20 protein-coding genes are annotated in these 20,125 nt (G+C 63.3%); 10 read left to right on the forward strand and 10 right to left on the reverse strand.

Annotation, left to right across the window (positions count from 1 at the left end):
* Window position 1 precedes the first annotated feature (1 nt).
* From purB to S7S_RS08940, 4 genes are all read right to left on the reverse strand, one after another.
* The gene (gene purB / locus S7S_RS08925; RefSeq protein ID WP_008737633.1) at window positions 2-1,369 is read right to left on the reverse strand and encodes an adenylosuccinate lyase; all 1,368 of its coding nucleotides are present in this window, start codon (window positions 1,367-1,369) and stop codon (window positions 2-4) included.
* A 110-nt stretch (window positions 1,370-1,479) separates the two neighbouring features.
* The gene (gene hflD / locus S7S_RS08930; protein ID WP_008737636.1) at window positions 1,480-2,118 is read right to left on the reverse strand and encodes a high frequency lysogenization protein HflD; all 639 of its coding nucleotides are present in this window, start codon (window positions 2,116-2,118) and stop codon (window positions 1,480-1,482) included.
* The gene (gene mnmA, locus S7S_RS08935; protein ID WP_008737637.1) at window positions 2,115-3,224 is read right to left on the reverse strand and encodes a tRNA 2-thiouridine(34) synthase MnmA; all 1,110 of its coding nucleotides are present in this window, start codon (window positions 3,222-3,224) and stop codon (window positions 2,115-2,117) included. The genes hflD and mnmA overlap by 4 nt, the downstream gene beginning before the upstream one ends.
* 46 nt (window positions 3,225-3,270) lie before the next feature.
* Window positions 3,271-3,738, reverse strand: coding sequence for an NUDIX hydrolase (locus tag S7S_RS08940; protein ID WP_035204906.1), 468 nt, complete (start codon window positions 3,736-3,738; stop codon window positions 3,271-3,273).
* Window positions 3,739-3,876: 138 nt separating this feature from the next.
* Between S7S_RS08940 and moaC the strand changes: the two genes are divergently transcribed.
* Genes moaC through S7S_RS08955 form a run of 3 tightly spaced genes read left to right on the forward strand, consistent with a single transcriptional unit; the run spans window position 3,877 to window position 5,041 of the window.
* Window positions 3,877-4,326 (forward strand): cyclic pyranopterin monophosphate synthase MoaC, encoded by a 450-nt coding sequence (moaC, locus tag S7S_RS08945; RefSeq protein WP_052269316.1) that lies wholly within the window; start codon window positions 3,877-3,879, stop codon window positions 4,324-4,326.
* Entirely contained in the window at window positions 4,323-4,574 is a 252-nt protein-coding gene (locus S7S_RS08950; protein WP_008737643.1) for a MoaD/ThiS family protein, read from the forward strand. Before moaC ends, S7S_RS08950 begins: the two co-directional genes overlap by 4 nt.
* Before the next feature lie 2 nt (window positions 4,575-4,576).
* Window positions 4,577-5,041, forward strand: a complete 465-nt coding sequence (locus S7S_RS08955) for a molybdenum cofactor biosynthesis protein MoaE (protein ID WP_008737645.1) — start codon at window positions 4,577-4,579, stop codon at window positions 5,039-5,041.
* Here S7S_RS08955 and S7S_RS19255 read toward each other — a convergent pair.
* Entirely contained in the window at window positions 4,947-5,570 is a 624-nt protein-coding gene (locus tag S7S_RS19255; protein WP_082027674.1) for a pseudouridine synthase, read from the reverse strand. The genes S7S_RS08955 and S7S_RS19255 overlap by 95 nt on opposite strands.
* Window positions 5,571-5,733: 163 nt before the next feature.
* Between S7S_RS19255 and icd the strand changes: the two genes are divergently transcribed.
* Window positions 5,734-6,996 (forward strand): NADP-dependent isocitrate dehydrogenase, encoded by a 1,263-nt coding sequence (icd, locus tag S7S_RS08965; RefSeq protein ID WP_008737650.1) that lies wholly within the window; start codon window positions 5,734-5,736, stop codon window positions 6,994-6,996.
* A 196-nt stretch (window positions 6,997-7,192) separates the two neighbouring features.
* Here the strand turns inward: icd and cspD are convergent, their stop codons facing one another.
* Window positions 7,193-7,465 carry a cold shock domain-containing protein CspD gene (gene cspD, locus S7S_RS08970; protein ID WP_008737652.1) on the reverse strand — a complete coding sequence of 91 codons (273 nt, stop codon included), beginning with the start codon at window positions 7,463-7,465 and terminating at the stop codon, window positions 7,193-7,195.
* Between the two features lie 317 nt (window positions 7,466-7,782).
* Between cspD and clpS the strand changes: the two genes are divergently transcribed.
* The gene (gene clpS / locus S7S_RS08975; RefSeq protein ID WP_082027795.1) at window positions 7,783-8,151 is read left to right on the forward strand and encodes an ATP-dependent Clp protease adapter ClpS; all 369 of its coding nucleotides are present in this window, start codon (window positions 7,783-7,785) and stop codon (window positions 8,149-8,151) included.
* Window positions 8,152-8,271: 120 nt separating this feature from the next.
* Window positions 8,272-10,539 (forward strand): ATP-dependent Clp protease ATP-binding subunit ClpA, encoded by a 2,268-nt coding sequence (gene clpA, locus S7S_RS08980; protein ID WP_008737656.1) that lies wholly within the window; start codon window positions 8,272-8,274, stop codon window positions 10,537-10,539.
* Window positions 10,540-10,961: 422 nt separating this feature from the next.
* On the opposite strand, the gene infA is transcribed toward clpA, so the two are convergent.
* The 4 genes from infA to trxB all read right to left on the reverse strand — a co-directional run bounded on the left by infA (window position 10,962) and on the right by trxB (window position 13,806).
* Window positions 10,962-11,180: a translation initiation factor IF-1 gene (infA, locus tag S7S_RS08985; protein ID WP_008737658.1), complete on the reverse strand. Its 219-nt coding sequence runs from the start codon at window positions 11,178-11,180 to the stop codon at window positions 10,962-10,964.
* Between the two features lie 130 nt (window positions 11,181-11,310).
* Window positions 11,311-12,027: an arginyltransferase gene (locus S7S_RS08990; RefSeq protein ID WP_008737659.1), complete on the reverse strand. Its 717-nt coding sequence runs from the start codon at window positions 12,025-12,027 to the stop codon at window positions 11,311-11,313.
* Between the two features lie 30 nt (window positions 12,028-12,057).
* Window positions 12,058-12,855, reverse strand: a complete 798-nt coding sequence (aat, locus tag S7S_RS08995; RefSeq protein WP_008737661.1) for a leucyl/phenylalanyl-tRNA--protein transferase — start codon at window positions 12,853-12,855, stop codon at window positions 12,058-12,060.
* A 6-nt stretch (window positions 12,856-12,861) separates the two neighbouring features.
* A complete protein-coding gene (gene trxB, locus S7S_RS09000) occupies window positions 12,862-13,806 on the reverse strand; it encodes a thioredoxin-disulfide reductase (RefSeq protein ID WP_008737664.1) in 945 nt (314 codons plus the stop codon).
* A 376-nt stretch (window positions 13,807-14,182) separates the two neighbouring features.
* Between trxB and S7S_RS09005 the strand changes: the two genes are divergently transcribed.
* The 4 genes from S7S_RS09005 (at window position 14,183) to serS (ending at window position 20,125) form a co-directional block, all read left to right on the forward strand.
* Window positions 14,183-16,501, forward strand: coding sequence for a DNA translocase FtsK (locus S7S_RS09005; RefSeq protein WP_008737665.1), 2,319 nt, complete (start codon window positions 14,183-14,185; stop codon window positions 16,499-16,501).
* A 31-nt stretch (window positions 16,502-16,532) separates the two neighbouring features.
* Entirely contained in the window at window positions 16,533-17,147 is a 615-nt protein-coding gene (gene lolA / locus S7S_RS09010; protein WP_008737668.1) for an outer membrane lipoprotein periplasmic chaperone LolA, read from the forward strand.
* Complete coding sequence (locus tag S7S_RS09015) at window positions 17,144-18,469, forward strand: replication-associated recombination protein A (protein ID WP_008737669.1); 1,326 nt, start codon at window positions 17,144-17,146, stop codon at window positions 18,467-18,469. The genes lolA and S7S_RS09015 overlap by 4 nt, the downstream gene beginning before the upstream one ends.
* 363 nt (window positions 18,470-18,832) lie before the next feature.
* Window positions 18,833-20,125, forward strand: coding sequence for a serine--tRNA ligase (gene serS / locus S7S_RS09020; protein ID WP_008737672.1), 1,293 nt, complete (start codon window positions 18,833-18,835; stop codon window positions 20,123-20,125).

Raw genomic sequence — 20,125 nt, forward strand, 5'->3', positions numbered from 1 at the left:
CTCAGATGTTCCGTGCCTGGGCCGGTGCGTTGCCGATATAGCTGGCCGGGGTCATGGCTTTCAGGCGCTCTTTGGCGTCGTCCGGAATGGCCAGGCCGTCGATGAACTCGGCCAGCGTTTCGCGGGTGATCGCCTTGCCACGGGTCAGCGCCTTGAGTTTCTCGTAGGGCTGCTCAACGCCGTAGCGGCGCATGACGGTCTGGATCGGTTCGGCCAGCACTTCCCAGGCATTGTCCAGGTCTTCATTCAGGCGCTGGCTGTTCACTTCCAGCTTGCCGATACCTTTCAGGGTGGATTCATAGGCAATCAGGCTGTGCGCCAGGCCGACGCCGACATTGCGCAGCACGGTGGAGTCGGTCAGGTCACGCTGCCAGCGGGAGATCGGCAGCTTGCCGGCCAGGTGATCCATGATGGCGTTGGCCAGGCCCAGGTTGCCCTCGGAGTTCTCGAAGTCGATCGGGTTGACCTTGTGCGGCATGGTGGAGGAACCGACTTCGCCTTCCACGGTGCGCTGCTTGAAGTAGCCCAGCGAGATGTAGCCCCACACGTCGCGGTTGAAATCCAGCAGCACGGTGTTGAAGCGCATCAGGGCATGGAAATATTCGGCCACGCAGTCGTGCGGTTCGATCTGGGTGGTGTAGGGGTTGAAAGTCAGTTCCAGGCCCTCGACGAACTGCTTCGCGAAGGCTTGCCAGTCAACTTCCGGGTAGGCCGCCAGATGGGCGTTGTAGTTGCCGACGGCACCGTTGACCTTGCCCATCAGCGCGACACCGGCAAACTGCTCGCGCTGGCGGCGCAGGCGCGCCACCACATTCGCCAGCTCTTTGCCCAGCGTGGTGGGGGAGGCGGTCTGGCCATGGGTGCGGGACAGTTGCGGCTGGTCGGCGTACTGGTGCGCGGTGCGGCGCAGTTGCTCGATGATCTTGTCCATCACCGGCAGCAGCACGTCACGGGCGTTGGCCAGCATCAGCGAGTAGGCGAGGTTGTTGATGTCCTCGGAGGTGCAGGCAAAGTGCACGAACTCACTGATGGTGGCCAGCTCGGGCACTTCGGCCAGGCGCTCCTTGATGTAGTACTCCACCGCCTTGACGTCATGGTTGGTGGTGCGCTCGATTTCTTTGACGCGCTGGGCGGCAGCCATGTCGAACTTGTTGGCGACCTGGCGCAGCAGGTAAGCGGCATCCGCGCTGATCAGGGGGACTTCGGCGATCTCGCGGGTCTTCACCAGCGTTTCCAGCCAGCGGATTTCTACCATGACGCGGTAACGGATCAGGCCATATTCGCTGGTGATCTGGCGCAGCGCATCGCACTTGGCGGCATAGCGGCCATCGACCGGGGACAGCGCGGTCAGCGTATCGAGGGTGGACATGAGGTCTCCTGCACAAGTCGGGGCGAAATCAGGCGCGCATGATACATGATTCCGACCGTGAAGTCGGCGCCGTTGCATTGCCGTGAAACAGCTTTAAAAAAGCAGCTTAACTAATTGATATTAATAAAGTGCTCGGCAGCAGAAAGCAGCCGTTGCCGGCGCAACAGCAGGTGCCAGCGACGCCCGCCGGCCTGGTGCCAGAGAAACGCCGCGCGCACACCGGCCAGGAACAGCGCGCGGATGCGTGCGGCATTGTCCTCGTTGCGCAGGTGGTTTGGCTCGCCCTGTACTTTGATACGGAATTTCAGTGTGCCCAGGGTATCCACGTAAATGCCGGCCAGGCGATGGCAGAACTCGGTGCTGGCCAGATCGCCGAAATGGCTGCGCTGGGCATCCAGTGCCTCCAGCCGGTTGCGCAGCACGCTCATCAGGCTGCTGTCGCGGCGCAGCCGGCCGGACAGGTGCATCAGTGCCAGGGCATAGCCCACAGTGCGGGCGTTGGCGGGCGTCTTGTCCTGGCTGCCGGAGAGTGCATCGCGCAGCAACACCAGGCCAGGTCGCAGGGCGGTGACCGACGGGAACACGTCCGCATAGGAGGCCGGCGCCAGATTCATGGCGCCTTCGATCAGCACCCGGGCCTGATCTTCCGGGCACTGGCCGGTGCTGGCGACGCGGTCGGCCAGGGCGGCGGACTGGAAGATGGCGCCCAGGGCCATGACTTGATGCAGGTCGGCGTCAGAATGGCTCATGCGGTCGTCTCGATCACAGCGCCGCCCAGGCAGCGTGGCCCATCATAAAAGACCACGGACTGGCCCGGCGTCACGGCGCGTTGTGGTGTGTCGAAATGCACCCGGACCCGGCCATCCGCCAGCGGCTCAAGGGTGCAGTGCTGGTCCGGTTGACGGTATCGGGTCTTGGCCGTCAGTGTCGCCGGCATCGCCGGTGGCGCGCCACTGATCCAGTGCACCGGGCCGCTGTCCAGGCGGCGGCTGTGCAGCAGGGGATGGTCGTGGCCCTGTACGGCGATCAGCACGTTGCGCGTCAGGTCCTTGGCCGCCACATACCAGGGCGATTCGTCAGCGTCGGCGCGCCCGCCGATGCCCAGCCCCTGGCGCTGGCCGAGGGTGTAGTACATCAACCCGCTGTGCTCGCCGATGCGGTGGCCGTGGTCGTCCTCGATCACGCCCGGCTGCGCCGGCAGGTAGCGTTGCAGGAAATCCTTGAAGCGGCGCTCGCCGATAAAGCAGATGCCGGTGGAATCCTTTTTCTTGTGGTTGGCAAAGCCGCACTCGGCGGCGATGCGGCGCACTTCCGGCTTGGCGATATGCCCGAGCGGGAACAGGGTGCGGCTGAACTGCTCGCCGCCGACGGCGTGCAGGAAGTAGGTCTGGTCTTTGTTGGTGTCGACGGCGCGCAGCAGCTCCGCCGGTGCGACGCTGTGGTTGGCCTGAGCGTAATGGCCGGTGGCGATGCCGTCGGCGCCGAGGGTCAGGGCATGGTCCAGGAAGGCGCGGAACTTTACTTCCTTATTACAGAGGATGTCCGGGTTCGGCGTGCGGCCGGCGCGGTATTCGGCCAGGAAGTGCTCGAACACCCGGTCCCAGTACTCGCTGGCGAAGTTGGCGGTGTGCAGCTCGATATCCAGCACGCCGGCCACCTGCATGGCATCCAGCAGGTCCTCGCGGGCGGTGCAGTATTCGGTGCCGTCGTCCTCGTTCCAGTTCTTCATGAACAGGCCCTCCACCTGGTAGCCGGCCTGCTTGAGCAGGTAGGCGGCCACGGAGGAATCCACGCCGCCGGACATGCCGACGATGATGCGGGTTTCCTCGGGGGGCTTGTTCAGGGGCAGCGTCATGCGCGGGTCCGCTCTCTGTGGTGGTGAGGCAAAAGGTGGGGGCAACTCAGCCCTTTTGCAACGGCCAGGGGTGCTCGTAGATGGCCTCCAGCGGCAGCCGGCGGCCGCTGAGATAATCGTCGACACAGCGCTGCACCAGCGGGCTGCGATGGTCTGCCCGGCAGGCGTTCAGCTCATCCAGGCTCAGCCACACGGCGGCCTCAATGCCGGTGTCCAGCTTCTGGCCCGGGTCGTGCTTCAGCGGTTCGGCGATAAAGCAGTAACGGTGGTAAACCCCCGCACCCCGGTAGGGCTGGTACACGTACAGGCCGAGCAGGCCGGTGATGCGCACCTGCCAGGCGGTTTCTTCCAGGGTCTCGCGAAACGCGGCCTGCACCAGCTGTTCGCCGGCCTCGACATGCCCGGCAGGCTGGTTCAGCACGCTGCGGCCATCGGCCTGTTCGCGCACCAGCAGGAAACGGCCATCCTGTTCCACCAGCGTGGCCACGGTAATATGTGGCTGGAAACTGTTCATGCTCTTATCCGTGCGGTCGGCAAGGCGCGCATGGTACAACAGCCACCCGTTTTCCAACAGTTTGCCGCCGGAGGCCCCGTGTCCGATCCCGCTGATTCTCCACGCCTGAGCCATCTGGATGACCAGGGCCGTGCCGCCATGGTGGATGTCACCGACAAGCCGGACACGGACCGCGCTGCCGTGGCGCTGGCGCGGGTGCGGATGCAGCCGGCCACTCTGGCGATGATCCTCGCCGGCGGGCACCCGAAAGGGGACGTGTTCGCGGTGGCGAGGCTGGCGGGTATCCAGGCGGCAAAGAAGACCTGGGACCTGATCCCGCTGTGTCATCCGCTGTTACTGACGTCAGTGAAGGTGACGCTGAGTGCACCGGCAGAGGATTGCGTCGAGATCGAGGCGCGTTGCCGGGTAAAAGGCCCGACCGGGGTAGAGATGGAGGCGCTGACCGCAGCGTCCGTGGCGGCATTGACGCTATATGATATGTGCAAGGCCGTGGACCGGGGCATGGTGATTGAAGCGGTCTGCCTGCAGGAGAAAGCCGGCGGCCGCAGTGGCCACTACCGGCGCGAGGAAGGAGAACAGGGAGCATGATTACGGTGCGTTTTTTTGCCGGTGTGCGTGAGGCGTTGCAGACCGATGCGCTGCAATGGCCGCACCGGCCTGACCTGACGGTGGCGGCGCTGCGCACCCAACTGGCCGACCTTGACCCGCTCTGGTCGGCGCAGCTTGGCAGTGCACGCCTGCTGATGTGTGCGGTGAACGAAGTCATGGCCTCGCCGGAGACGGCACTGAACGACGGCGACGTGGTGGCCTTCTTCCCGCCGGTCACCGGAGGGTGAGCATGTTCTCTGTCCGTATCCAGCCGTCGCCGCTGGTGGCGGCAGACGCGCAGGCGTGGCTGGCGGCTGCGCCGGGTGCCGGCGCGGTGGTGCTGTTCTCGGGCCTGGTGCGTGATGAAGGTGATCAGGTACAGACGCTGACGCTGGAGCATTATCCCGGCATGAGCGAACGCAGGCTCCGCGAGCTGTGTGAGCAGGTGGCCGCCCGCTGGCCGCTGGCCCGGGTGCTGGCCTGGCACCGCGTTGGAGTGATGACGCCGGCCGAAACCATCGTGCTGGTGGGCGTGGCGGCAGCCCATCGCCGCGAGGCATTCGAAGCGTGCGACTGCCTGATGGACCGCGTGAAGACGGAAGTGCCGTTATGGAAGAAACTTAGCGGCCCCGGCGGGGACGGCTGGGTCGAGGCGCGCGACCGGGACCGCGAGGCCGCTGCGCGCTGGCACCCGCCTGTGGAAGATAAACGCTGAGTTCACGCCATTGCCCCGGTGCCAGGCCGTCCAGCGTCCAGTCACCGATCTGCCAGCGCACCAGGCGCAGGGTGGGGTGGCCGACCGCTGCGGTCATGCGCCGCACCTGCCGGTTGCGTCCCTCGGTGATCACCAGTTTCAGCCAGCAATCGGGAATATGGCGGCGCTCGCGCACCGGCGGCTGCCGTGGCCAGAGCGCGGGCGGCTCGATCAGCGTGGCCTGCGCGGGCCGCGTTCGACCATCGTTCAATTGAATCCCGTCGCGCAGTTGCTGAAGCTTCGCATCGTCCGGGATGCCCTCCACCTGCACCAGATACGTCTTCGGCAAGTGGAAGCGGGGCGAGCTGATCCGCGCCTGCAGGGGGCCGTCATCGGTGAGTAACAGCAGCCCTTCAGAGTCCCAGTCCAACCGTCCTGCGGGGTATACCCCGGCCACCGGGACATGGTCCGCCAGCGTGCTGCGGCCGGCGTCATCGGTGAACTGCGAAAGGACCCGATACGGTTTGTTCAGGAGTAGCAGGCGCGCCATGGGAGCCTCGTTGCATTGCCATGCTGGCCGTCGCGCCCACCGGAGGTATAGGCAAAGCCTTTTGTTACGACGGCCATTGAAAAGGTCAGGAAACTGTGCCGCGCCGATGCTATAATCGCGCCACCCAAGAAATTGTACGGTTTTTTCCAGAGGGAGTAGTTAGATGGGATACCAAAAGATCGTGGTTCCCGCAGACGGCGACAAAATCACCGTAAATGCGGACCTATCCCTTAATGTCCCCAACCATCCCGTCATTCCTTATATCGAGGGCGACGGTATTGGTGTGGACATCACGCCGGTCATGATCGACGTGGTCAATGCAGCAATAGAAAAAGCTTACGGCACCAAACGCGCTATCACCTGGATGGAGATCTATGCCGGCGAAAAAGCCACCCGCGTCTACGGACCGGATGTGTGGCTGCCGGAAGAAACCCTTGAAGCCATGCGGGAATTCACCGTCGGCATCAAGGGCCCGCTGACCACCCCCGTCGGTGGCGGCATCCGTTCCCTCAACGTGGCCCTGCGCCAGGAACTCGACCTTTACACCTGTATGCGCCCTGTGCGCTGGTTCCCCGGCGTACCCAGCCCGGTTACCCACCCCGAACTCACCGACATGATCATCTTCCGGGAGAACTCTGAGGATATCTACGCCGGTATCGAATGGGCCGCCGACAGCCCGGAAGCGACCAAGCTGATCCGCTTCCTGCGTGAAGAAATGGGCGTCACCCAGATCCGCTTCCCGGAAGGTTGCGGTATCGGCATCAAGCCGGTGTCCCGCGAGGGGACACAGCGGCTGGTGCGCAAGGCGATCCAGTACGCGATCGACAACGACAAGGATTCCGTCACCCTGGTGCACAAAGGCAACATCATGAAGTACACCGAGGGTGCCTTCAAAGACTGGGGCTATGAACTCGCCCGCGACCGTTTCGGCGCCGAGCTGCTGGATGGCGGCCCGTGGCTGACCCTGAAGAACCCGCGCACCGGTCGCGAGATCGTCATCAAGGACGTGATCGCCGACGCCTTCCTGCAGCAGATCCTGATGCGTCCCGCCGAGTACAGCGTGATTGCCACGCTGAACCTCAACGGTGACTACATTTCCGACGCGCTGGCAGCGGAAGTGGGCGGCATCGGTATCGCCCCGGGCGCCAACATCGGCGGCTCCGTGGCGCTGTTCGAGGCCACCCATGGCACTGCGCCGAAGTATGCCGGCCAGGACAAGGTGAACCCGGGGTCGCTGATCCTGTCTGCCGAGATGATGCTGCGTCACCTGAAATGGGACGAAGCGGCGGACCTGATCATCAAAGGCATGGAAGGCGCCATCGCCGCGAAGACCGTGACCTACGACTTCGAGCGACTGATGCCGGACGCCAAGCTGCTCAAATGCTCCCAGTTCGGTCAGGCTGTCATCAGCCACATGGAGCGTTGACACGCCCCTGGCCCGGCCGCAACGCCGGGTCGACCCGGGGCGGCGTCGCCGTCCCGTCCCGCATGATGCAATGGATGCAGGCAGGCACAATGAGAGACGCCCTCCGGCCAGGCCGGCGGGTGTTGTCTCATGTCACAGGTTGTTCACAGTTGGACATAACAAAACAGCCCGTCAGGGCTGTTGTGTCATCAGAGGATCAATGCTCGGTGACAGGGGTACCCGCCCTGGCCACTGCATCCACCATCCCGCCGTCCGCGTCGCCGTTGTCAGCGGGGCGCAAGTTCACGGCGTGATAACCCTTATTGGCCTGTTGCAGCTCATACTCCACCGGCTGGCCGGCTTTCAGGCTGCGGTAACCATCCATCTGAATGTAAGAATAATGAACGAACAGGTCCTCGCCGCCAGCGTCCGGCCGAATGAAGCCGTAGCCCTTGGCATTGTTGAACCACTTGACCTTTCCCGTAGCCATGGTGCTTCCCTCATGCCTTTCCGATGGCTGAAATGCTTGTTGTTATGATCCCGACCAGCGCGTGTGTGGGGTAGAATGAACCCCGTGTCCCGGCTGGTGTCGTACAACTTTTAATCAAGCCCTGCGGAGTGTCAAGCCCTGCCTGGGTCGAGTGCGGGTCTGCCATCGCGGTGATGTCGCGGCTTGCCGGATCACATCGCGTCCCCCGGTCTGTGCAGGCAGCTGTTTTGCCTGCAAGGATTGAAAAAGCCCCGATGATTCACCATATCTTGATTGCCTGTGGTGCATCACAGGTATACAAACGATCAGAGAGCAGCATGAATTTGCACATTACCCGTCAGTCTGGATCGTCACCGAAGGAGCCACCCGGCGCGCCTTCGCAACCGGATCGCCATGGCGATCTGGCGGTGGAAGAAGCGAAACCGAAGCTGAAACCACCGGCGATGTACAAGGTGTTGATGCTCAACGATGACTACACGCCGATGGATTTTGTGGTAGAGGTACTGGAGGTCTTTTTTGCCATGGACCGCGAAAAGGCCACACGCATCATGCTGACCGTCCACACCGAAGGCAGGGCCGTCTGCGGAGTCTTCACCCGCGACGTGGCCGAAACCAAGGCAGCACAGGTGGTGGACTACGCCCGCGAGAACCAGCACCCGCTGATGTGCCAGGTTGAACAGGCGTAAGCTGAAAAGGTCCAATGTCCGTGAGGAGCGGGCCGGACAGGTCGCGACAGGGGGAACACGGAACACATCCTTGAATGACCCGTCCCGGTACGCATCGCACGTTGCCAAGTGAGGTGAGCCATGCTCAGCAGAGAACTGGAACTGACCCTGAACGAAGCGTTCCGTCACGCCCGCACCCATCGTCATGAATTCATGACCGTGGAGCATTTGCTGCTGGCGTTGCTGGATAACCAGGCTGCTGTCGAAGTGCTCGAATCCTGTGGTGCCGATCTGGTCGAGCTGCGTGAAGCGCTGGACCGTTTCATCGACGACACCACGCCGCTGATTCCCGACGATGACCCGGAACGCGATACCCAGCCGACGCTGGGCTTCCAGCGCGTGCTGCAACGCGCCGTGTTCCATGTGCAATCCTCCGGCAAGCGTGAAGTCACCGGCGCCAACGTGCTGGTGGCCATCTTCAGCGAGCAGGAAAGCCAGGCGGTCTACCTGCTGCGCGCGCAGAACATCAACCGTGTCGACGTGGTGAACTTCATCAGCCACGGCATTTCCCGCATTCACGAAGGCGAGGAAAACGAGCGTCCGCAGGAAACCCAGGAAGAGGGCGGTGAAGCCGCGGGTGGCAGCGCACTGGATAACTACACCACCAACCTGAACGAACTGGCGCGCCAGGATCGCATTGATCCGCTGGTGGGCCGCGCCTTCGAAATCGAGCGCGCCGCACAGATTCTCTGCCGCCGCCGCAAGAACAACCCGCTGCTGGTGGGCGAGCCGGGCGTGGGCAAGACCGCCATCGCCGAAGGTCTGGCGTGGATGATCGAAGAGGGCAAGGTGCCTGAGCCGCTGGCCGATGCCGTGGTGTATTCGCTCGACATGGGCGCGCTGCTGGCCGGCACCAAGTACCGGGGCGATTTCGAGAAGCGCTTCAAGGCGCTGCTCAACGAACTGAAAAAACAGCCTGACGCTATCCTGTTCATCGATGAGATTCATACCATCATCGGTGCCGGCGCGGCGTCAGGCGGTGTCATGGACGCCTCCAACCTGCTCAAGCCGGCGCTGGCGTCCGGCGATATCAAGTGCATGGGCTCGACCACGTTCCAGGAATACCGTGGCATCTTCGAGAAGGACCGCGCGCTGTCGCGTCGCTTCCAGAAAATTGATGTGGTGGAGCCGACCGTGGACGAAACGGTGGGCATTCTGCGCGGCCTGAAAAAACGCTTCGAATCGCACCACGATGTGGAATACACCGACGAGGCGCTGCGCAGTGCAGCGGAACTGGCGGCACGCTACATCAACGACCGCCACCTGCCGGACAAGGCCATCGACGTGATCGACGAGGTCGGTGCCTGGCAGCGGCTGCGCCCGGAAGCGGAGCGCAGCAAGGTGATCGAGGTGGGTGATATCGAGGCCATGGTCGCGAAGATCGCGCGCATTCCGCCGAAATCGGTATCGCAATCGGATAAAGAATTGCTGCGCAATCTGGAACGTGATCTGAAGATGACCGTCTTTGGTCAGGACCAGGCCATCGAGGCGCTGTCGGCAGCCATCAAGCTGTCGCGCGCCGGGCTGAAGTCGGCCGATAAGCCGGTGGGCAGCTTCATGTTTGCCGGGCCGACGGGTGTCGGCAAGACGGAAGTCAGCCGGCAACTGGCGCGGGCACTGGGCGTTGAACTGGTGCGTTTCGATATGTCCGAGTACATGGAGCGGCATACCGTGAGCCGTCTGATCGGCGCGCCGCCGGGCTACGTCGGCTTTGACCAGGGTGGCCTGCTGACCGAGGCGATTACCAAGTCACCGCACTGCGTGCTGCTGCTGGACGAAATTGAAAAGGCGCATCCGGAAGTGTTCAACCTGCTCTTGCAGGTGATGGACCACGCCACGCTGACCGACAACAACGGTCGCAAGGCGGATTTCCGTAACGTGATCCTGATCATGACCACCAACGCGGGCGCGGAACTGCTGAACCGGGCGTCAATCGGTTTCACCAAACAGGACCACACCACGGATGGCATGGAGGCGCTGAAGAAAATGTTCACGCCGGAATTCCGCAACCGGCTGGACGCCATCATCCAGTTCGGCCCGCTGGACCCGCAGACCATTCTCGGTGTGGTGGACAAGTTCCTCACCGAGCTGCAGGCGCAGCTGGACGACCGTGGCGTTACCATCCAGGTGGACGATGCTGCCCGTGCCTGGCTGGCCGAGCGGGGTTACGACCGCGACATGGGCGCCCGCCCGATGGCGCGGCTGATCCAGGACCAGCTGAAGAAACCGCTGGCCGAAAAGCTGCTGTTCGGCGAACTGGCCGAGCACGGTGGCCGGGTACTGGTGTCGGTCAGGGATGGCACCTTGTCTCTGACGGTCGAGGAGGCCGAGGCGGAAGCCGCGACCTGAGGTTGTGGCAGAGTACGAGCAGGGGGCCTTCGGGCTCCCTTTTTTGTGGTTCATTGATAAGGAAGGGTCGGACGTCGGACGTCTGACGTCGGACGCCAAAAGCGCTTGATTCTGAGGAGGGCAGCACTGCCCTGGCGCGCGATGTTTGCTTGATCCTGTTCCAGGCTGATTGCCCCCGAAGAGGGGGAATCGCTTTGGCTTTGGCTTTGGCTTTGGCTTTGGCGTCAGACGTCCGACGTCCGACGTCCGACGTCAGACCTACGCCCCTGACATCACTCCTTCCCCGCTAACCCGCGATACACCTTTCTTGTTCCGATGACGCAGACGCAGGCATACGCCAGCAAGGCCGGTGCCGGAACAAAGAGGGAGTCGGTAAGGCGGATACCACCCGGAGCACAAGGCATGCCCCGGGCAGGAAAGGATTATTTCATGCGGAAGGTAATGCGACCTTTGCTGAGGTCGTAAGGTGACATTTCCACCTTGACCCGGTCGCCGGTGAGGATGCGGATGTAATGCTTGCGCATCTTGCCCGATATGTGGGCGATAATCTCGTGACCATTATCCAGCTTCACGCGGAACATGGTATTGGGCAGGGTGTCGACCACCACGCCTTCGAGTTCAATCTGCTCTTCTTTCGCCATGCAATCAGTAGCCCAGGGGGTGCTCAGCTTCAAGGAAGGCGCAATTGTGCCGGAAACCGGCGGGGGCTGCAAAGCCTTTCCCCGCGGCAGGGCGAAGGGCAGGAAGTGTGCCGCGTCCGGTGCCGGGGAATCAATCCAGAGGGCAGTCCTGCCACTGCTCATCGAGCAGCAATTCCAGCGGCTGAAAGTCCTGCTTGTAGCGCATCTTCCGGCAGCGCCGGATCCAGTAACCCAGGTAGACGTAGGGCAGGCCACGCTCGCGGCAGAACTCGATCTGCCAGAGTACCGCCAGCGAGCCGGGGCTGAGATCGCTGCGGGCCGGGTCATAGAAGGTATAGACCGCCGACAGGCCATCGGAGAGCAGGTCGACCACCGCCACCGCCAGCAACTGGCCAAGCGGGTCGCGGAAACAGCAGAAGCGGGTGTCGCTCCAGCTGGACATCAGGAAGCTGGCAAACTGCTCCTGGGTTGGCGGGAACATGTCGCCATCACCATGCCGGCGCTCGATATAACGGCTGTACAACTGGTACAGCTCATTCGTGAACAGTGGCCGGATCATTTCCACACGCACGGCGGCATTGCGAGCCAGCACCCGGCGTTGATTGCGTCGCGGAGTGAAATCGGCCACGCGCACCCGGGCCGGGATGCAGGCAGTACAGGCATTGCAATGCGGACGGTAGAGATAGTCGCCGCTGCGGCGGAAGCCGATGCGGGTCAGGTCGCCGTACAGCTCCGGCGTAATGCGGGCTTTCGGGTCGACAAACAGCGTGGTCGCCTGATGTTCCTCCAGGTAGCTGCAGGCGTGGGCCGGCGTGCTGAAGAAGCGGAGTGTGGCGAGGTTGCTCATAGGTCCCGTGGCATTGCTGGCTCAGGAGAATCAGTTCGGACCGGCGTGCGCGGTGGGGTGCAGGACACGCTGGCCGGCCAACGTTGTTTCCAGTCTATAACGTCGCGCGTATTCCGCAAGAGCCGTCGGGGTGTGCGGCCAGGACCAGTCATTCTGTACGTCGACACGTTCACGCAGCGCCTGTTCGAACTGCGCGCGCGGGACGCTGTGGGCGCCCAGTGACATCAGGTGCGACGTTTCCATCTGGCAATCGACCAGATCAATGCCGTGTGCGGGTTGCAGCAGGCACAGCAGGGCCAGCGCCGCCTTGGAGGCATTCGCGGCGACGCTGAACATGGACTCGCCGAAGAACATGCGTCCAATGTGAATGCCGTACAGGCCGCCAACCAGTTCATCTGCCTGCCACACCTCGATGCTGTGGGCATGGCCCAGCCGGTGCAGTTGCGCGTAGGCGACCCGCATGTCGTCAGTAATCCAGGTGCCGGCCTGGCCATCGCGGGGCGCCAGGGCACAGGCCTGGACCACCCTGGTAAATGCCTGGTCGATGGAGAAGCGGAAGTGATCGCGGCGCAGTAACTTGCGCAGACTGGTGCTGTAGTGAAACTCGGCGGGCGCGAGGATCAGCCTGGGGCTGGGCGACCACCACAGGATCGGCTGGTCATCGCTGAACCAGGGAAAGATGCCGGCGCGGTAGGCTCTGAGCAATGTCGCGGGCCGCAAGTCGGAACCGATCGCGAGCAGGCCGTTCGGATCGTCCAGCGCGTGCCGGGTATCAGGAAAGGGCGCCCCCGGCGCAAGCCAGGGGAGCGCTCCGACATCGTTCTTCAAGTGGCCTCAGAGATCGTCGAGGTACTTTTCCGCATCCAGTGCGGCCATGCAGCCGGCACCAGCGGACGTGATTGCCTGCCGATAGACATGGTCTGCCACGTCACCGGCGGCGAAGACGCCTGGGACACTGGTGGCCGTGGCATTGCCTTCGCTGCCGCTCCTGATGCGGATATAGCCGTCGTGCATGTCGAGCTGGCCTTCGAAAATCTGCGTGTTCGGCTGGTGGCCGATGGCAATGAACACGCCCTGGACATCCAGGTCCTGGGTGGATTGGTCGTCGCCGGTGGCGCGCAGGCGGGCGCCGGTCACACCGGAGTCGTCGCCCAGCACTTCATCCAGCGTGTGGTGCCAGATCGGCGTGATGTTGTCCTTGGCCAGCAGTTTGTCCTGCAGGATCTTCTCGGCGCGCAGGGTGTCGCGACGGTGTACCAGGTACACATGGCTGGCGATGTTGGAAAGATACAGTGCCTCTTCCACGGCCGTGTTGCCGCCACCGATCACAGCCACTTTCTGGCCACGATAGAAAAAGCCGTCGCAGGTTGCGCAGGCGGACACGCCCTTGCCCTTGAAGGCTTCCTCCGAATCCAGGCCCAGATAGCGGGCCGAGGCACCGGTAGCGATGATCAGTGCATCGCAGGTGTAAGTGGCGTTGTCACCCTTGAGGGTGAACGGGCGCTGGCGCAGGTCCGCTTCGTTGATGTGGTCATAGATCATCTGCGTATTGAAGCGCTCGGCATGCTGCTGCATGCGCACCATCAGGTCCGGGCCCTGCAGTCCTTCGACGTCGCCGGGCCAGTTATCCACCTCGGTGGTGGTGGTGAGCTGCCCGCCGGGCTGGATGCCGGTGATCACGACCGGGGCCAGGTTGGCACGGGCGGCGTACACCGCAGCGGTGTAGCCCGCCGGGCCTGAGCCAAGGATGATCAGGCGGTGATGCTGGGCAGTGCTCATGAATTCCTCCACAACAACAAACGTAAAGTCAGCGCAAAAATGGGGTTGTGTACTGATACTTCAAGCAGCGAGGAAGCTACACTAATTCCCCGGTGCGTTGAAGCGCGACGGGCCGTTTGCCGGGGGCTTGCGGCCTGCCGCCGGGGCTGCGATGCAGGGTTTTCGGGCTGTCCGGCTGGCCAGTGCTTTTTCCGATCAATATCATAGGGGCTGTTCCGGGGCCGGTGTGCGCGTCACGCTGGGCCGCCGGAGAGTGGAGTCCCAGGCTCAATAAGCGTAACATCCCTGAAAATTCATTATGTTAGCGCCGGTTTTTTAAGTTGCTTCTTTGTTTGCCGGCAAGGACGTCACGCAACGGCAGGATGAGATACCCCACGTGAGCAATTCCAAGGTTCAGACAGAAACGCCCGGCTGGGCACGCCATCTGCGGCGCGGGCTGCTGGAAGGCATGATCATCAGCCTGCTGGCGCTGTCACTGTATCTGTTGCTGGCACTGGTGACCTACCACCCGGCTGATCCGGGCTGGTCCTATGTGTCTGATGTGCGCCAGGTCAGCAATGCCGGCGGCCGTTTCGGGGCCTTCGCCGCTGATCTGCTGTTTTTCCTGTTCGGCTATCTGGCGTTCCTGTTCCCGGTGCTGGTGGCCTTCTGGGGTATCCGCGTATTGCGTGAGCGCCACGCCGGACTGGCCGGGAACTGGCCGATGTTCAGCCTGAGGCTGGTGGGTTTTGTCCTGACCATGATGGCGGGCACCGGGCTGGCGTACATGCATTTCGCCGGCAATGGCAGCACGCTGCCGGAAGATGCCGGCGGCATTCTCGGCCAGGTCGTCGGCACCGGCTCGCTGCACGCGTTCAATTACACCGGCGGCAATCTGGTACTGATCACGCTGTTTCTGATCGGCATGACCATCTTCACCGACCTCTCCTGGATACGCCTGGCCGAGCGCCTCGGCGCCGGCGTGATGGCGCTGGCGCAGAAAATGCTGAAGTGGTTTGCCGCAGCGCGTGAGCGCCGTGAGGACCAGCGCCATGCGAAAGTGGTCGTGGCCCAGCGTCGCGAAGTGGTGGAAGTGGCGAAGCAGAAGGCGGCGACCCGTGTACCGCCCAAAATTGCAGCGCCGGTCAAGAAAGTCGAAACCAGCGCCCGTGCCGAGAAGGAAAAGCAGCAGCCGCTGTTTACCACCCAGGTAAGCGGCACGCTGCCAGCGATTGGCTTGCTGGATATGGTGGATGAAAACGGCCGTGGCGGTTTCTCCGACGAGGCGCTGGACGCCATGTCACGGCTGCTGGAAATCAAGCTGCGTGATTTCAATATCGAAGCGGAAGTGGTGGCGGTCCAGCCCGGACCGGTGATCACCCGCTTTGAAATCCAGCCGGCGGCGGGCATCAAGGTCAGCCGCATCACCAATCTGGCCAAGGACCTGGCCCGCTCGCTGGCGGTGATTTCCGTGCGCGTGGTGGAAGTGATTCCCGGCAAGACCACCGTGGGCATCGAGATCCCGAACGAAGAACGGGAAATGATCCGCTTCACCGAGGCGGTGGCCAGCAAGGCCTTTGATGATTCACCGTCGCCGCTGACACTGGCGCTGGGCAAGGACATCAGTGGCCGCCCGGTGGTGGCGGACCTGGCGCGCATGCCGCACCTGCTGGTGGCCGGCACCACCGGCTCCGGTAAATCCGTGGGCCTGAACGCCATGCTGCTGTCGATCCTGTTCAAATCAGCGCCGGATGATGTGCGGCTGATCATGATCGACCCGAAAATGCTGGAGCTGGCGGTGTACGACGGCATTCCGCATCTGCTGACGCCGGTGGTGACGGATATGAAAGAAGCCGCCAGCGCGTTGCGCTGGGGCGTGGCCGAAATGGAGCGCCGCTATCGCCTGATGGCGTCCCTGGGCGTGCGCAACCTGGCCGGTTTCAACCGCAAGGTGCTGGACGCCGAAAAGCAGGGCAAGCCATTAAAAGACCCGTTGTGGAAACCGAACGACCCGATGGATCTGACGGAAGAGGCGCCACTGCTGGAGAAGCTGCCTTATATCGTCATCGTGGTGGACGAATTTGCCGACATGATGATGATCGTCGGCAAGAAGGTGGAAGAACTGATTGCGCGTATCGCGCAGAAGGCGCGGGCCGCCGGGATTCACCTGATCCTGGCCACGCAGCGTCCGTCCGTGGATGTGATCACCGGCCTGATCAAGGCCAACGTGCCGTCGCGGATGGCATTCCAGGTGTCCTCGAAAATCGATTCCCGCACCGTGCTCGACCAGGGCGGCGCTGAACAGTTGCTGGGCCATGGCGACATGCTTTATTTGCCGGTGGGCGTGAGCGTGCCGGAACGTGTGCACGGCGCCTTTGTCTCAGATGAGGAAGTGCACCGTGTCTGCGACGACTGGCGCAAACGGGGCGAGCCAAACTACCTGCCGGAGATTCTCGAAGGCGGCGAGGGCGGCGGCGCCTTCGGCGGCATGGACGGCGGCGGTGACGACGACGCCGAACAGGACCCGCTCTACGACGAAGCAGTGGCCCATGTCATCGAAAGCCGCCGCGCCTCCATTTCTGCCGTGCAGCGCAAGCTGAAGATCGGCTACAACCGCGCCGCCCGCCTGGTGGAAGCGATGGAAATGGCGGGCGTGGTCAGTGCGGCAGGCCATAACGGCCAGCGTGAAGTGATTGTGCCCGGCGGGTCAGACTGAGCGCCGCCGGATTATGCAAGCAGGAGCTGCAATGAAGAAATGGTATCTGTTAGTGGTGCTGGCGTTGTCGCCGGCAGCCTGGGCCGGAGCGACGGAAGACCTGGTGTCACGGCTGGCCGGAGTGCGCTCCATGAGCTGCGATTTCGAGCAACTGGTGCTGGATCGCGGCGGCTCCCGGTTGCAGGAAGCGAAAGGGGAAATGCAGGTGTCCCGCCCGCGCCAGTTCCGCTGGCATGCGGATTCTCCCTATGAACAACTGGTGGTCTCCAACGGCGATGTGGTCTGGATTTACGATGTCGATCTGGATCAGGTCATCGAGCGGGCGCTGGGCGACCAGGTGGGCAATACGCCCGCGCTGCTGTTCAGCGGCAACCCGGAAGAAGTCGCGAATGAATTCACCATCGAGGAAGCCGATCGCCATCGTGGCAGGGTGACCTATCGCCTGCGTCCGAAAGGCGAGGAGCCGTTGTTCAGTCTGCTGGAAGTCACCTTCGAGGGTGACACTCCGCGCGGCATGCGGCTGGAGGATGCGCTGGGTCAGCAAACCACCATCGACTTCAGCAATGTGCGCCTGAACACTGCGCTGGACAGCAGCCTGTTCGAGTTCGAGCCGCCGGAAGGGGCCGACGTTGTCAGCGAACTATGAGTGACCTGTTCAGCGGTCCGGGGCAGGACAGCCGCCATCAGCCGCTGGCGGCCCGCCTGCGACCGGCCTCGCTGGAAGAGTATGTCGGCCAGCAACATCTGGTGGGCCCCGGCAAGCCGCTGCGCCGGGCCCTGGACCAGGGCCAGTTGCATTCGATGATCCTCTGGGGCCCGCCCGGTACCGGCAAGACGACCCTGGCGCTGATCCTGGCCCACCATGTCCAGGCCGCCTTCGTCACCATGTCCGCCGTGCTGGCCGGAGTGAAGGATATTCGTGCCGAAGTCGAGCGTGCGCGCGACCGGCTGGCGATGGGGCGCCGGACAGTCCTGTTCGTGGACGAAGTGCACCGCTTCAACAAGTCGCAACAGGACGCGTTCCTGCCACACGTGGAGGACGGCACCCTCATCTTCATCGGTGCCACCACCGAAAATCCCTCGTTTGAACTGAATAACGCGTTGCTGTCGCGGGCGCGGGTCTATCGGCTGCAATCGCTGCAGCGCGATGACCTGGCGCAACTGCTTGACCGGGCCCTGGCCACCGAGCCACTGGACGGGCTGCGAATGGGCGAGGGCGCCCGCACACTGTTGCTGGATCAGGTGGACGGTGATGCCCGCCGTTTGCTGAACCTGCTGGAAATTGCCGCTGACCTGGCCCGGGGGGAAGACGGCGAGATCACCGAGCCGCTGCTCAAGGAGCTGTTCCGCGACAGCCTGCGCCGCTTCGACAAGGGCGGCGATATCTTCTACGACCAGATCAGCGCGCTGCACAAATCCGTGCGCGGTTCCGACCCGGATGCCGCGCTGTACTGGTTTGCCCGCATGCTCGACGGCGGCGCCGACCCGCTGTATATCGCCCGCCGCGTGGTGCGCATGGCCAGCGAGGATATCGGCAACGCCGACCCGCGTGCGCTGCGGCTGGCGCTGGATGCCTGGGAGGTCCAGGAGCGGCTCGGTTCGCCGGAAGGCGAGCTGGCCATTGCCCAGGCGCTGGTCTATCTGGCCGTGGCCGCGAAAAGCAACGCGGTCTATAACGCCTACAACCAGGCACGCCGCTTCGTCGCCGAACACCCCACGGACGAAGTGCCGCTGCACCTGCGCAATGCCCCCACCAAGCTGATGAAAGCCGAGGGTTACGGCGACGACTATCGCTATGCCCACGATTTTCCCGACGCCTATGTACCGGGCGAAAGTTACTTTCCGACCTCCATCCCGCGCCCGGCGTTCTACCAGCCGGTACCCCGTGGTCTGGAAATCCGCATGGCCGAAAAACTGGCCAGCCTGCGCGAGAAGGACCGCCAGAGCGACTGGCAGCGCGAGGACTGACTGCTAGGGGACCTCTGAATAACTCCCCGGTGGTTCTGGCTTTCCGGGCGACGCCTGATCAAGGCGCGACTTCGAAGGCGTAGCGGGCTACGTCGAGAAGTCGCAACGCGGAGCAGGTGCCGCCCGGAAAGCCCCGAAGGGCGGGCGCTACAGCACGCATTAGCCGCGCCTGTGCCCCGAATGGGGTATTGCGTCGCTTGGCAAGGGCGATGCCATTGCCGGCGCGCCGCGCCTTGCTACTGCATGCTGTAGCGCCCGCAGAACCACCGGGGAGTTATTCAGAGGTCCCCTGGCACTCGCATCCCGGCGCCGACTTCCCGATAATGTCTGCCTTTCACTTATCACCGATCTGGATTCAGACACATGCTGGACATTCGCGAGCTGCGCAAAGCAGGGGAAGAGATCAGTGCCAGGCTGGCGCTGCGGGGATACACACTGGATCTGGCCGCCTTCGAGGCGCTGGATGCCGAGCGCAAGGACGCCGACATGCGTTCCCAGGCCCTGCAGGCGGACCGCAAGAAAGCCTCAAAGCAGGTGGGTGACCTGATCCAGTCCGGCATGTCGGTGGACGCTGCCAAGGCCCAGGTGGCCGAGACGCTGGCGCAGATCGATGCGGAAATGGACCGCGAAGTGCAACGCGCCCAGGCGATCCAGGAGCAACTGCGTGAATTCTTGATGGGCGTGCCCAATGTGCCGCACGAAGATGTACCGCCGGGCCGCAGCGAGGACGACAACGTCGAAGTGCGCCGCTGGGGCACGCCGCGCGAGTTTGATTTCACACCGCGCGATCACGTCGACCTCGGCGAAGCAATGAATGGCGGCATTGACTTCGAACGTGCCGCGAAACTGTCCGGCGCCCGCTTTGCCGTGATGAGCGGCAGCATCGCGCGCCTGCACCGTGCCCTGATCGATTTCATGCTTGACGTGCACACCAGCCAGCACGGCTACACCGAAACCTATGTGCCGTATCTGGTCGGCCCGGATGCCCTGCGTGGCACCGGCCAGTTGCCGAAATTCGCGGAAGACCTCTTCCGTGTTGAAGGCGAACGCGAGCTGTATCTGATTCCCACCGCCGAAGTGCCGGTCACCAACCTGTACGCGGACGAGATTCTGGACGCCGCCGAACTGCCGCAGAAGCGTGTGTGCCACACCCCCTGTTTCCGCAGCGAAGCGGGCAGCCATGGCCGTGATACCCGCGGCATGATTCGCCAGCACCAGTTCGAAAAAGTCGAGCTGGTGCAACTGGTGCGCCCGGAGGACTCCGATGCGGCACTGGAAGCACTGACCGGCCATGCCGAGGCGATTCTGCAGGCGCTGGAGCTGCCTTATCGTGTCGTCACCCTGTGTGGCGGTGATATCGGTTTCTCGGCCGCCAAGACCTACGACATTGAAGTCTGGCTGCCGACCCAGAATACCTATCGCGAGATTTCCTCCTGCTCGAATTTCCGCGATTACCAGGCCCGCCGCATGCAGGCGCGCTGGCGTAACCCGGACACCGGCAAGCCGGAACTGGTGCATACCCTGAACGGCTCCGGCCTGGCGGTGGGCCGGACTCTGGTGGCGCTGCTGGAAAACGGCCAGAACGCCGACGGCAGCATCACCGTGCCGGCCGCGTTGCGGCCTTATCTGCGCGGGGCGGAACGCCTCGGAGGCTGA

The sequence above is a fragment of the Isoalcanivorax pacificus W11-5 genome (genome assembly GCF_000299335.2).
Classification (GTDB): Bacteria; Pseudomonadota; Gammaproteobacteria; order Pseudomonadales; family Alcanivoracaceae; genus Isoalcanivorax; species Isoalcanivorax pacificus.